Source organism: Streptomyces hyderabadensis, assembly GCF_020404845.1.
In the GTDB taxonomy this organism is placed as follows: Bacteria; Actinomycetota; Actinomycetes; order Streptomycetales; family Streptomycetaceae; genus Streptomyces; species Streptomyces hyderabadensis.
In genome coordinates this window covers 130,315-142,728 of the sequence record NZ_JAIOJZ010000006.1, presented here as the reverse complement: position 1 = coordinate 142,728, position 12,414 = coordinate 130,315, and the positions used below count along the sequence as shown (strand labels likewise).

Below are 12,414 nucleotides of genomic sequence, written 5' to 3'. Positions count from 1 at the left end.
CGCTCACGCCGTTCTCACACCTCCACGCCGGGGTCGTCTCCCCCGCCGTCGCCGCCGTCCTCGTAGTCCGGCCGGGTGGTGGCCAGGCCCAGAGCCTTGCGGGCGGTGACCGTGCTGTCGGCCACCACGAGGTCGTAGCCCTTGCCGTAGTGCTCGTAGTACGCGTCGAGGTCGGCGGCCTTCGCCGCCAGGCCCCACTCCCGCTGGGCCGCCCGCAGGTCCTCGGTCAGCTCGGCGACCGGGCGCTCGGCGCCGGCGGGCCAGCCGTGCCCGTCCAGCATCGCGATCTCCGTCCTGAGCGCCTCCGAGACCTGCCCCGCCCAGACCCGGTAGCCCGCGAAGTCGTCCTCCACGGACTCCGCCGCGGGCACCTCGTCCATGGCCCGGTTCAGGTGTCCCTCCGCCAGGAGGTAAGTGTGCTGGTCCGGGTCGAGCCGCGCGCCGTCGTTGCGCAGCGAGCCGGTCAGCGTGTCCCGCTCGTCCGTGTTCCCGAACAGGCAGGTGATCTCGCGGTCACCGGTCCGCCAGCTCGCGGAGGTGGGGGTCAGGTAGTACACGTCGACGTCGGCCGGCAGCGCCCACCGGTCCATCGCGTAGGCGTCCTGGAGGGCGTAGCACCGGTCGTCGGCGGCGCGCGTGATCGCGGCGTCGCCCGGGTAGGACCCGTCCGGCAGGTCGAAGGCGGCGAACACCTCGCCGTCGTGCTCCTGGGCGCAGGGCACCTCGTCGACGTCGTACGTCACCCCTTGGAGGGAGCCGCCCGGGGTGGTGAAGCACTGTCCCTTCTCCAGGGAGTAGGCGGTGTCCTCGCCGCGCGCCGCGTCCCGGAAGCCGTCCCAGAAGTCGCCGGCGGCGCCGGTGGCGAGGGTCAGCGCCCACAGGACCAGCCCCACGGCGGACAGGACGCAGCCGGCCACCGCGAACCCCTTGCCCCGCTCGCCCCGCTTCCGGATCCGGGCCAGCGCGATCAGGCCGAGGACCAGCCCGACCGCGGGCACGAAGCACAGGACGCCGAGCACGAACGCGGCGACGGCGAGCCCGTTCAGGGGTGCCTGCCGGGGGTACGGCGCGAGCGGGTGGCCCCACTGCGGAGCGTACGGGCCCTGCGGGTACTGCCCTTGGGGTCCCGGCGGTGGCGGTATCGACACGGGTACCGTGCTCCTGTTCGCGGGTGGGGTGCGGCGACGGTGCGGCCTCGCGCATCGTAAGCGGGCCTCGCGCCGGGCGCGGCGCGCGGGTCGCGGACGCGCCGGGCGTCACTGCTCCCACAGCCGTCTGAGCACCGCGTTGACCAGGAAGACACCGGCCAGGACGGCCGCCCAGCCCGGTCTCCCGGCGGCGGCCAGGGCGGCGGCACCGGCACCGAACCACAGCACCTCCAGGACGACCCGCCCGCCCCCGCGCGCCGGGTACCGGGCGCGCGGCGATCCGGACAGCGCCCACACCGCCATCATCACGAGCGGCGCGCCCACCCCCAGGGCCACCTCGACGGGCCACGCGTCGCCGACGGCGACCCCCCAGAGCACGACCGCGGTGTACACCGCGAGCTCCAGCAGGAACATCACCAGCAGGTTGAGGGTCTTCAGGGACGAGAGCACGGGCGGACTCCTGGTTCGGCTGGTCGGCGCGGGCACGGGCCCGGCCGGGTGCGGAGACCAAGGTGCCAGCAACGGCCCTTCGGCGCCGTTCAGTTGTCAAACGCCGTGGTCCGGGTCTGCTTCTCCCAGGCCTCGACCTCCTCGCGGACCTGGTCGAGGTGGCCGAGGACCGCGCTCACGCCGTCGTCGCCCAGCGGCAGGCGCAGCGGGGTGTGCTCGGCGGCCAGGGCGGCCCGGATGACCGCCGCGGCCTTGGCGGGGTCGCCGGGCTGGGTGCCGTCGCCCGCGGCGATCATCCCGCGGGTCTCGGCGACCTTGGCGTACACGCCGCTGTCCGCGCTGATCCCGGCGTTGCCGGCCCCGAACAGACCGGTGCGGAAGGAGCCCGGCTCGACGATCAGCACCTTGATCCCGAACTCCCGGACCTCGTCCGCCAGCCCCTCGGACATGCCCTCCAGCGCGAACTTCGTGCCGCTGTACGCCGAGAAGCCCGCGAAGGACATCTGCCCGCCCATGCTGCTCATCTGCACGATCGCGCCCGAGCGCCGTTCCCGCATGGACGGCAGCACCGCGCGCGTCAGCGCGGCCGGACCGAAGACGTGCACGTCGAACAGCGCGCGCAACTCGTCCTCGCCGGTCTCCTCCAGGGCGCCGACGTGCGTGCGGCCCGCGTTGTTGACGAGCACGTCGATCCGACCGTGCCGTGCCAGCACGTCCCGTACGGCGTCCGCGGCGGCGGCCGTGTCGGCGACGTCCAGGCGCAGTGCCTCCATCTGGTCCGGATGCGCGGCCACGAGGTCGTCGAGCGCCTCGGGGCGCCGGGCCGCGCCGACCACGACGTCGCCGTCGGCCAGGGCCGCCTCCGCGATCGCCCGCCCGAAACCGCTGCTCGCCCCGGTGATCAGCCACACCTTGTTCATTCCGGCTCCCTCGTGTGCGTTGTTCCGACGCCAACCACCCTTGTCCACAATCCGGTTGCCGGTCCAAGACCCACGGTGATAGCCAACGGTTATGACGACGGACGTGCACGTGCGCGAGCTGCGCTACTTCGCGACGGTGGCCGAGGAGCTGCACTTCACGCGGGCGGCCGAGCTGCTGTACGTGTCACAGCCCGCACTGAGCAAGCAGATCCGGGCGCTGGAGCGGCAGTTGGGCGCCGAGCTGTTCCATCGCGGCCCGCGGGGCGTGACCCTCACCGAGGCGGGGGCGGCGCTGTTGCCGCACGCCCGGCGGGTGCTGGCCGACTGGGCCGAGGGCGCGGCGGCGGTGGCGGCGACCCGGGCCGCGCGGCGCGGCACGCTGCTCGTCGGCATGAGCACCAGCCCCGGCCGCGGCGGTCTGCTGCCGGCGATCCGCTCCCGCTTCACGGCGGCCCACCCGGAGGCGACCGTGCGCCTGCGGCAGACGAGTTGGGAGGACCCGACCGCGGGCCTGGCCGACGGCACGGCCGACGTCGCGTACGTCTGGCTGCCGCTGCCCGACGCCGACCGCTACGCCTGGACGGTGGTCGCCGAGGAGCCCCGTCTGGTCGCCCTCCCCGACACCCACCCCCTCGCCGCCCGCCGCGAAGTCGGCTTCGCCGACCTGGCCGACGAGCCGTTCCTCGCCCTGCCCCCGGAGGCGGGCGTGCTGCGCGACTTCTGGCTGGCGCTGGACGAACGGCGTGCCCTGGACGGACCCGGCGCCCGGCCGCCGCGCGTCGGCGCCGAGATATCCGGCACGGAGGAGACGTACGAGGCGCTGGTCGCGGGCCTCGGCATCTGCCTCGTGGCCACGGGCAACGCCCCGCTGATCACCCTGGGCGGCGTCACCACCCGCCCGGTCCGCGGCCTGGCCCCCAGCCGCTACGCCCTGGCCTGGCGCCGCGAGGACGAGGGGCGGGCGCTGGTGCGCGGGTACGTGGAGGCCTGCCGCCGGGTGACGGGCCGGGCCTGACAGCCCCTCCGGACGGCAGCGGAGTCCGGCGGCGCGTGCGGCCCCGTCGAACGGGCCTCAGCGGCTGTGCACATGGGCCCGTACCCCCTGCAGACCGAACAGCACGAGCAGTTCGACCGTGCCGCCGTCCGCGCTGCCCAGCCAGTGCGGCAGGGAGGTGTCGAACTCGGCCGCCTCACCGGGCGACAGGGTCAGATCGCGCTCGCCGACCAGCAACCGCAGACGGCCGCCGAGCACGTACAGCCACTCGAAGCCCTCGTGGGTCTGCGGGGTCGGTTCGAGCGGCGCCGGACGGCTCGGGATGATCATCTTGAAGGCCTGGGTGCCGCCCGGCCGCCGGGACAGCGGCACGAAGACCATCCCGTAGCGCCGGATCGGCTTCAGGTGGATGCGGGGGTCACCCGTGCGCGGGGCGCCGACAAGGTCGTCCAGGGGGACGTCGTAGATCCGGGCGAGCGGCAGCAGCAGCTCCAGGGTGGCGCGGCGCTGCCCGCTCTCCAGCCGGGACAGCGTGCTCTCGGACACGCCGGTCGCCGCCGAGAGGTGGGCGAGGGTGATGCCGCGCTCACGGCGCAGCGCGCGCAGTCGTGGGCCCACCGCGTCGAGTACGTCGTCCGTTCCGGCGTCCATCGGGCCACCTTGTCATAACAGCAAGTTTTCGTGCCGGATCGGGCGGTCGCTGCCGAGACTGGCCACGTCCGTCGCGCACGACCCCTTGCTCGCCGTCGGGCGAGCCGACCGAAGGAGTACCGATGCCTGCCACCGACGCGGTCACGTTCTGGGACGGCCTGTACGCCGCCCGCCCGGCGTCGTCCGACGCGCCGCGCCCCAACGTCCGCCTGGCCGAGACGGTCACCGGCCTGCCGCCCGGCGACGCGCTGGACCTGGGGTGCGGCAGCGGCGGCGACGCGCTGTGGCTGGCCCGGCGGGGCTGGCGGGTGACGGCCGTGGACATCTCCGTCGTGGCGGCCGAGCGGCTCGCGGCGCACGCCCGCGCGCACGGCCTCGGCGACCTGGTGAACGCCGAACGGCACGACCTGCACACCTCCTTCCCCGCGGGCCGGTACGACCTGGTCTGCGCCCACTACCTGCACACCCCCTTCGACCTGGACCGCACGTCGGTCCTGCGTACCGCCGCGCACGCGCTGCGTCCGGGCGGGCGGCTGCTGGTCGTCGACCACGGTTCGACCGCGCCGTGGTCGTGGAACCAGGACCCCGACGCGCACTTCCCGTCCCCCGAGGAGATCGCGGCGGACCTCGCCCTGGACCCGGCGACATGGCGGGTGGAGCGGGCCGACGCCCCGCGCCGGACCGCGACCGGCCCGGACGGGCGCACCGCCGAGGTCGTCGACCACGTCCTGCTCGTCCGTCGTACGGGCTGACGGCCCGGATCCCAGGAGGAGGCCACCGTGCCCACCACCCCCCGCACCCGGCGCCGGGACACCCCGCCGCCCCGGACCGGCGGCAGTGAGGCCGAGACCCTGCGCGGGTTCCTCGACTACCTGCGGACCTCGATCGCCGGCAAGGTCGAGGGCGCCCCGGAGCCGCAGGTCCGCACGGCCGCGGTGCCGTCCGGGACCAACCTGCTCGGGCTGCTCAACCACCTGACCCACGTCGAGCGCGCCCTCTTCCTCGGGGAGGAGGTACGGAGCTGGCCGGCCACCTTCCGGGCCCGGCCCGAGGACGGCGTGGCCGAGGTCGTCGCCCGCTACCGCGAGGCCGTCGCACGGGCGAACCGCGTCCTCGACGCCTGCACCGACCTGGGCGAACCGCTCCCGAGACCCCGTCCCGGCCGCCCCGCGCCCAGCGTCCGCTGGGCCCTGACCCACATGGTCGAGGAGACCGGCCGCCACGCCGGCCACGCGGACATCCTGCGCGAACTGATCGACGGTACGACCGGCCGCTGACCACGGGCGGCCCTTGGCGGGCCGGGCCCTCAGGTCGCGCCCGCGGACCCGCGTGAGCGACGGGAGCGGCGGTTGCGCCACCAGGTGACCAGCCACAGGACGTTGACCCCGCCCAGCACCACCAGCACCATGACCGCGTCGGCGTTCCCGGCGAGTCCGTGGCCCGGCCCGAGGCCGCGCACCGCGCGGACCAGGAGGGCGATGTCGACGGGCAGCGTGACCGCGGCCATGAACGTCAGACAGGCGGCCGTGCCGACCACCAGGACGACGCTGTAGATGCGGACGGCACGACGCTCGTGGGCGGGCAACCGGGCACTGGGGTCGTCGTCACCGCCCCGCGCGTGCCCCCCGCGGCGCACGGTCCGCAGGGCCCGCACCGACCGCCGGACCCGGTACCGGGCGTACGCCAGACCGTCGCCGTACAGGTCTCGGCAGCCGGTGAGGTCCTGGAGGACGAAGTACAGGTCCGTACGGGTGAAGACCATGCACTGGAAGGGCAGCGGCAGCAGGGCCAGCAGCAGGCCCGCGGCCAGCAGCCGGTGCGCGGTCGTGCCGGTCTCCGTCAGGGCGAGGGCGAGGACCAGGGAGGCGGCGACGGACAGGTTGAGGGCGATGCCGGCCAGATAGGCCGTCAGCCGGTGCCGCCGGGGCGCCAGTTCGATGCCGCTGATGTCGGTCTGCATGACGAGGAACTGGAGCCGGGTGCCCAGCCGCATCTTCCCCGGCACGCCCGCCGCACGGGCGGTGACCAGGTGCGCCAGTTCATGGGCCAGCAGCAGCGTCCACCCGGCCGCCGCCCCGGTCAGCAGCACCACGCTGCCGTGCCGGCTCCACAGCAGGTCGCGGTAGCCCGGCAGCAGGTCGGGGCGGCGCACCAGCACGACGACGGCGGCCGCCAGCAGCGCCCCGACGAGCAGCGGGAGCACCGGGTGCAGGGCGAGGCGGACGTGCCGGGGGCGCAGCCACGGCAGTGACGCCCGGGGCGGTTCCGCGTCCGGGACGGGACGATCGCCGATCCGGGCCGCGAACCCCAGCGCGGCCAGGTCCCGGGCGAAGTCCGCGATGTCGAACTCCTCCCCGGTCTCGGCGCGCAGCGCCTCCTCCGTGCGCCCCACGCTCAGCCCCTCGCGCAGGAGTTCCACCGCCCGCGCCCCGGCCGCGGGCAGGGCGACGAAGGTCCGGGTGGCCATGCGGCCCACGATCCACTCGTCCCGGTCCCGCCGTACGGCCAGGTCGTGCAGGAGGACGCGGGTCGCCGGCGTGATCGGGGGCGGGCCGTCGGCGGCGGCGTCGGCGTCGGCCGTGGCGGCGGGGGCCGTGGCGGCGGCGGTGTCGGCGGTGTCAGCGGCGTCGGCGGTGCCCGCCGCGTCAGCGGTGCCCGCAGCGTCGGCGGCGACCCCGGTGTCGGCGACGGTGCCCGCAGCGTCGGCGGTGTCGGTCACGAGGGACCCCGGCCGCCGGTCTCGGAGCGCGCGGCCGGTACCGGAGCGGGGTCCGGCCGGCGGCAGGCCGGGCAGTCGGGGCGCCGCGGCGAGCGTTGTAGGACCGGATCGCCGGGCACCATGAGGTTGAGGCCGAACCGGCAGCCGGGTTCGACGGGCGGGACGCCGCACAGCAGCATCAGGGCGGCGTGCGCCAGCAGCCCGCCGGACAGGCCCGCGGTCACGGCGTTGGCCGGGTTCCACGGCATACGGGGCGAGGCGACGTCCTCGTCCTGTCCCGGCGCGAGCCGCAGGTCGCGCCGCTCGATCTCGGCGTCGCGCAGACACTGCCAGCACGCGCCCCGGCCGGGCGTGAAGACCCCGACGCTGACCAGCGGCCCGCGGTAGCCCGCCTCGGCCCACGGGGTGCCCGAGGCCAGGCAGACCTGGTTGGCCCACCTGCGGATCGTGGCGGGCCGGTCGGCGGCGAGCAGCAGCGCGTCGTATCCCGGGGCGCCGGCGGCACCGTCGTTGCCCTGGGCGCCGGTCAGCAGGTCCTCCAGGTCCGCCGGGCCGCGCACCTCGCGCCGCTCCCCGGTGACCTCGGTGTCCGTGTTCAGCGCCCGCAGCGCGGTCAGCACCGCGTCGAGCTTGGGTCGGCCGATGTCGTGTTCGCCGAAGAGCGTCTGCCGGTTGAGGTTGGACAGTTCGACCACGTCCGGTTCGACGCAGTGCAGCCGGCCCACTCCCGAGGCCACCAGGTCCCGGGCGGCGGCCGAGCCGGTACCGCCGGCGCCGACCAGCAGGACCCGGGCCCGGCGCAGCAGCACCTGCGGCTCCCAGGCACTGCTCCTGGGCCGCAGGTCCATCCAGCGCAGCAGGGTCATGCCCCGGCTGTAGCGCTCGCGTTCCCGCTCGGACAGTTCCGCCGGCGGCGGCGCACCGGCGTCCTCGACGTATCCGGCGTCGGTCAGGTCCGCCATCGCCTGGACGATGTCCGGGGCGGGCAGCCCCAGTTCGGGGTGGCGCCCGGCCACCTCGGCGACGACGTCAGCGGCCTCGCGCGTCCCGTCCATGGCCCGGACCAGCGTCCAGACCCAGCCGTCGGGGTCCTTGACCTCGGCGCCGATGCCGTGGACGACGCTGCCGATCCGCACGTGCCCGTCCACGGTCCGGTAGGCGCGGTGCTCCGGCTTGATCCGGGGCCGCCGCATCGCGTGCACCGTCATTTTCGCGCCAACCTCGCACTTCCCAACCACGGGGACAACAAGGGACGTTGACAACAGTGACGGGGTGGGCGAACGCTGGCAAGAGCACAGCGTGCCCCGCACACCCAGAGGCACCGCCCGCACCACGGGCATCACAGGCATCACAGGCATCGCATGCTTCGCAGGGGACCGGAGGGCACCACACCGCACCAACGGAAGGAGACGGCATGGCGAACAAGATCGAGATCCGTCCGCTGGACAAGAAGGAGACCACCGGCGACAGCGGTGGCAACGGCGGCGCCTGACCGGACGCGCCCGATGCACCGCTACCTCACGGTCGCGGACGTCACCGAGTCGGCGCGGCGGCTGGTCTCCCGGTTGCCCGGGACCTGCCGCCTGCGCCCGATCGGCACGTCCCGGGCCGGCCGGCCGATCCTGATGCTGTCCGTGGGCCACGGGCCGAGCCACGTCCTGGTGGTGGCCCGGCCGCACTCGGACGAGCCGGTGGGCGGCGCGACCGCGCTGGCGCTGGCGGAGCGGGTGGCCGTCGGCGACCGGTGTTCCGCGGCGACCGACCCGGACGCCGTCACCTGGGACATCGTCCTGTGCCTCGACCCGGACGGCGCGGCCCTGAGCGAGGGTCTGGAGGCCGCGACGGCCGAACCCGGACACGCCCTCGACCGCTACTACCGCGCCGCCTTCCGCCCGGTCGCGGCGGAGCAGCCGGAGTGGGCGCCCATCGAGGGGCGGCGACTCCCCGAGAGCCGTGCCCTGTTCGACGCGATCGACGAGCTGCGGCCCGTGCTCCAGTGCTCGCTGCACAGCGTCGACGTCGGCGGCACGTGGGTCCAGCTCACCCGTGACCTGCCGGGCCTCGCGGCACCCTTCCGCGCGTCCGCGGCCACGGTCGGCGTCCCGGTCCAGCACGGCACGTACGACGCCCTGTACTGGGAGAACCCGGCGCCCGGCATCCACGTCCTGCCGCCGCCGGACAGCACCGCCCGGCTGGCGGCCGGGTCGGAGAACATCGGCCTGTCCACCTGGTGCGCGCCCCAGCGGTACGGCGGAGTCACGGCGATCGTCGAGGTACCCCTGTGGGCCACCGCGACCGCCGACGACCTGTCCCCGCACCCGGACCCGGCCGACGCCCTGCGGGAACTGTCCGGCCTGGTGCGCGAGGGCGGCCGGCAGGTGACCGCCGTCTTCGAGAAGGCCCGGGGGTTCCTGCCGCCGGCCGGGGACAGCCCGCCCAGACGCGTGCTGGAGTGGATGGCCGACGGGCTGTACGACCTGGTGGCCGACTCCTGGGAGCCCCTGGTCCGGCAGCCGGCCGAGGCCGCCCGCACCGAGACCTCACCCGGGCTGACGACGGCCGGGATCAGCGCCCTGGAGGTCGTCGCACGCCGCCAGCCGCTGCGCGCGGCGGGACTACTGCTCCGGCTCCTCCGGGCCGCCGACGCCCCGGCGGCCGCCGGCCTCCGCCACGAGCTGGACGAACTCTTCACCACTTGGTGCACGGAGTTCGAGAAGTCCCTGCGCCTGCGCTGGGTCCCCGTGCCGGACCAGGTGGAACTCCAGACCGGCACGGTGGTGGCGGCAGCGGAGTGCGCACTGAAACTCTGATGCACTGAAGCTCTGATGCCTTGAAGCTCTGCCGCGGTCCTGTTCCCGTGCGGCGCGCGTCACCGCGTCGGCGTGCTCCAGGTCTGTCAGGCCTGCCAGGCCCGCCGTTCCCGGCCGCGGGGATCGTCGACCTGCGTCCAGTCGTCGGCGATGCGCATGGTGGCCCGGCGGTCGGTGTCGTACGGGTCCCAGCCGGGGTCGCCGGTCCGGGCGAACCGGATCCAGGCCTCGTGGACGCGTCCGGCGAGGTCCGCGGGGGCCGTGCCGGGGCCGAGCAGGGCGGCGGGGCCGTTGAGCCCGGGCAGGTACGCGAGGTCGAAGACGAAGGGCAGTTCGACCGTGTGGGCGGCCCCCAGTGCGCCGCCCAGGGCGGGGGAGCGCCAAGCGAACTCGTAGGCGTGGGTGGCGGACCGCGAATGGGCGGCGTGGGCGTCGGCCAGGGCGCGGCTGCCCGCGCCGAACAGGGCGTCGGTCATGATGGCGGAGCGCAGTTCCGCGAAGGACGCCCCGGGGCGTGCCGCACGGTAGGCCTCGACGAGCCGCGCCGGTTCCGGGTGCGAGCGTGCCGCGGCCTCGTCGACGTCGGCGGCGGTCGAGGTGGCGTACGTGCCCACCGGGACCAGGTAGAGGTTGCCCTCTTCGGCGTTGGTGCCGACGAGCAGGTCGACGTCGGCGGCGAGACCGGCGGCGACGGATGCCGCGGGCTGGGTCTCCAGGACCAGGCTGAAGGGGCTGAGGCCGATCAGCGGGTCGCGGTGGGTCCCGGTCCGCAGGTCGATGCCCGCGAGCCGGGCCGCCGCCTCGACGAGCTGCTCGTCGGGGACGGCCCCGAAGGCGTCGGCGTGGGGCTCGACGCCCAGGATCTCGGCAGCGGCCCCGGTGACCCGGGCGGCCTGCTCGGGCGTGAACGCGCCCAGGCCGCTGCCGCTCTGCACGATCGCCCGCCGGACCAGTCCGGAAGCCGCACGGGTGGCGAGGACGCCGCCGACGATGGTCGCCCCGGCCGACTGACCGAAGAGGGTGACGTTGCGCGGGTCGCCGCCGAAGGCGGAGACGTTCTCCCGCACCCAGCGCAGCGCGGCGACGACGTCGAGCAGACCGCGGTTGGCGGGCGCCCCGGGCAGGTCGAGGAACCCGGCGATGCCGAGGCGGTAGTTGAGGGTGACGAGGACGACGCCGTCACGGGCGAACGCGGACCCGTCGTACAGCTCGGCCCGCGTCGATCCGGCGACGAAGCCGCCGCCGTGGACGAACACCATGACCGGCAGTTCGCCGTCCCGGGCCGCGGGCGTGAAGACGTTGAGGGTGAGGTAGTCCTCGCCTCGGCTCCAGCCGGTGCCGAAGTAGGGGGTCATGTCGATGTCGCCGAGCCTGCGCGCGGACTGCGGGGCGTTGGGCCCCGGCACGGTCGCGTCCCGTACCCCGTCCCACGGCTCGTGCGGCTGCGGCGGGGCGAACCGGTCCGCGCCGTGGGGCGGGGCGGCGTACGGGATGTTCAGGAAGGTGAGTACGCCGTCCCGGCGCAGGCCGCGAACGGTTCCCTGCGCGGTGGTCACGACGGACCCGTGGTGCTGATTCATGTCACGTGTCTTTCTCGCATGTCATTGGTCGCGTGTGCTTGCTCGCGCGTCCGTGCTCGCGTGTTCTCGCTCGCGTGTCCCTCCGCGGGCCTCAGGCGTGCGCGCCGTACTTGGCGAAGGGCGCCCAGCCCTTGACGGCGAACTTGCGGCCCTCCCGGACGACCTCGGCGGCGCCGTGGCCGCCGAGGTGTGCGGGGAAGAGGAGTGCGTTGGTGTCGGCCGCCGTGCCCAGGAGCTTGTGGCGGGTGGCGCGGGCTTCGGCGGGGTCCTCGCAGAAGCAGCTGTTGGCGTCGGGCTCGTGGATCTGGATCGGGCTGTGCATCAGGTCGCCGACGAACAGCGCCCGGTCGGAGCCGGACTCCAGCCGCAGCACGGACGAGCCGGGGGTGTGCCCGGGGGCGGGGTCGAGGCGCAGGTTAGCGTCGATCCGGTGGCTGCCCTCCCACAACCGGGTGAGTCCGGCCGCGTGCACGGGGGCGACGCTGTCCTCGAAGACGTTCTGGTTGCCGCGGCCGAGCAGGGTCTTGATCTCGTTGGCCGGGTTCCAGTAGTCGAAGTCCGCCTTGGCCATCAGGTAGGTGGCGTTGGGGAACGTCGGTACCCAGGTCCGGCCGTCGAGATAGGTGTTCCAGCCGACGTGGTCGACGTGCAGGTGGGTGTTGATCACGATGTCGACGTCCTCGGGACGGACCCCGGCGCGGGCGAGATTGCCCAGGAAGTCGGTGTCCAGGCGGCTCCACACCGGCGCGTACGGCCGGTCCTTGTGGTTGCCGACGCCGGTGTCGACCAGGATGATCCTGCCCTCGCTGCGCAGGACCCAGGTCTGGATCGCGGTGTTGACGATGCGGGTCTCGGCATCGAGGAAGTCCGGCACCAGCCAGGAACGGTGCGTGTCCCACGCCTGAGCCGGGCTGTCCGGGACGAACGCCTCGGGCGTCATGTCGACGGGACCGAAGTACTCCCAGACGCGGGTCACCGTGACGTCGCCCAGGGTGATGGTGTCCATGGTGCGCTCCTGTTCGATCAGTTCTGCCGCAAGGGTGCGTCGTGGTGACGGGGCGGCGGTATGCGTCAGGTGACTGCATCTGGGCCCGGCTCCGCCCCGCTACTGTCGGAGAAACCCCTGTTTCTGGAGCACCTGT

General features: G+C 74.6%; 12 protein-coding genes. 4 read left to right on the top strand and 8 right to left on the bottom strand.

Annotated elements, in window-relative coordinates; all coding sequences use genetic code 11:
• Positions 1–14: 14 nt before the first annotated feature.
• The 3 genes from K7854_RS07435 to K7854_RS07425 all read right to left on the bottom strand — a co-directional run bounded on the left by K7854_RS07435 (position 15) and on the right by K7854_RS07425 (position 2,518).
• Positions 15–1,148, bottom strand: coding sequence for a DUF4190 domain-containing protein (locus K7854_RS07435; protein ID WP_226025567.1), 1,134 nt, complete (start codon positions 1,146–1,148; stop codon positions 15–17).
• Positions 1,149–1,256: 108 nt separating this feature from the next.
• Complete coding sequence (locus K7854_RS07430; protein WP_226025566.1) at positions 1,257–1,598, bottom strand: YrdB family protein; 342 nt, start codon at positions 1,596–1,598, stop codon at positions 1,257–1,259.
• Between the two features lie 89 nt (positions 1,599–1,687).
• Complete coding sequence (locus K7854_RS07425) at positions 1,688–2,518, bottom strand: oxidoreductase (protein ID WP_226025565.1); 831 nt, start codon at positions 2,516–2,518, stop codon at positions 1,688–1,690.
• Positions 2,519–2,609: 91 nt separating this feature from the next.
• Between K7854_RS07425 and K7854_RS07420 the strand changes: the two genes are divergently transcribed.
• Positions 2,610–3,533 carry a LysR family transcriptional regulator gene (locus K7854_RS07420; protein WP_226025564.1) on the top strand — a complete coding sequence of 308 codons (924 nt, stop codon included), beginning with the start codon at positions 2,610–2,612 and terminating at the stop codon, positions 3,531–3,533.
• A 57-nt stretch (positions 3,534–3,590) separates the two neighbouring features.
• On the opposite strand, the gene K7854_RS07415 is transcribed toward K7854_RS07420, so the two are convergent.
• Positions 3,591–4,163 carry a helix-turn-helix domain-containing protein gene (locus K7854_RS07415; protein WP_226025563.1) on the bottom strand — a complete coding sequence of 191 codons (573 nt, stop codon included), beginning with the start codon at positions 4,161–4,163 and terminating at the stop codon, positions 3,591–3,593.
• 122 nt (positions 4,164–4,285) lie between these two features.
• Here K7854_RS07415 and K7854_RS07410 point away from each other — a divergent pair, with 122 nt between their 5' ends.
• Entirely contained in the window at positions 4,286–4,915 is a 630-nt protein-coding gene (locus tag K7854_RS07410; protein ID WP_226025562.1) for a class I SAM-dependent methyltransferase, read from the top strand.
• A gap of 27 nt (positions 4,916–4,942) precedes the next feature.
• Complete coding sequence (locus tag K7854_RS07405; RefSeq protein WP_226025561.1) at positions 4,943–5,440, top strand: DinB family protein; 498 nt, start codon at positions 4,943–4,945, stop codon at positions 5,438–5,440.
• A 29-nt stretch (positions 5,441–5,469) separates the two neighbouring features.
• Here K7854_RS07405 and K7854_RS07400 read toward each other — a convergent pair whose 3' ends face one another.
• On the bottom strand, positions 5,470–6,882 hold the full coding sequence (locus K7854_RS07400; protein WP_226025560.1) for a hypothetical protein: 1,413 nt from the start codon (positions 6,880–6,882) through the stop codon (positions 5,470–5,472).
• Positions 6,879–8,090 carry a HesA/MoeB/ThiF family protein gene (locus K7854_RS07395; protein WP_226025559.1) on the bottom strand — a complete coding sequence of 404 codons (1,212 nt, stop codon included), beginning with the start codon at positions 8,088–8,090 and terminating at the stop codon, positions 6,879–6,881. Before K7854_RS07395 ends, K7854_RS07400 begins: the two co-directional genes overlap by 4 nt.
• Before the next feature lie 297 nt (positions 8,091–8,387).
• On the opposite strand from K7854_RS07395, the gene K7854_RS07390 reads away from it, so the two are divergent.
• On the top strand, positions 8,388–9,692 hold the full coding sequence (locus K7854_RS07390; RefSeq protein ID WP_226025558.1) for a M14 family zinc carboxypeptidase: 1,305 nt from the start codon (positions 8,388–8,390) through the stop codon (positions 9,690–9,692).
• Between the two features lie 86 nt (positions 9,693–9,778).
• On the opposite strand, the gene K7854_RS07385 is transcribed toward K7854_RS07390, so the two are convergent.
• Together K7854_RS07385 and K7854_RS07380 are read right to left on the bottom strand one after the other, a co-directional pair.
• The gene (locus K7854_RS07385) at positions 9,779–11,272 is read right to left on the bottom strand and encodes a carboxylesterase/lipase family protein (RefSeq protein WP_226025557.1); all 1,494 of its coding nucleotides are present in this window, start codon (positions 11,270–11,272) and stop codon (positions 9,779–9,781) included.
• A gap of 91 nt (positions 11,273–11,363) precedes the next feature.
• Positions 11,364–12,278: an MBL fold metallo-hydrolase gene (locus tag K7854_RS07380; RefSeq protein ID WP_226025556.1), complete on the bottom strand. Its 915-nt coding sequence runs from the start codon at positions 12,276–12,278 to the stop codon at positions 11,364–11,366.
• Positions 12,279–12,414: the final 136 nt, after the last annotated feature.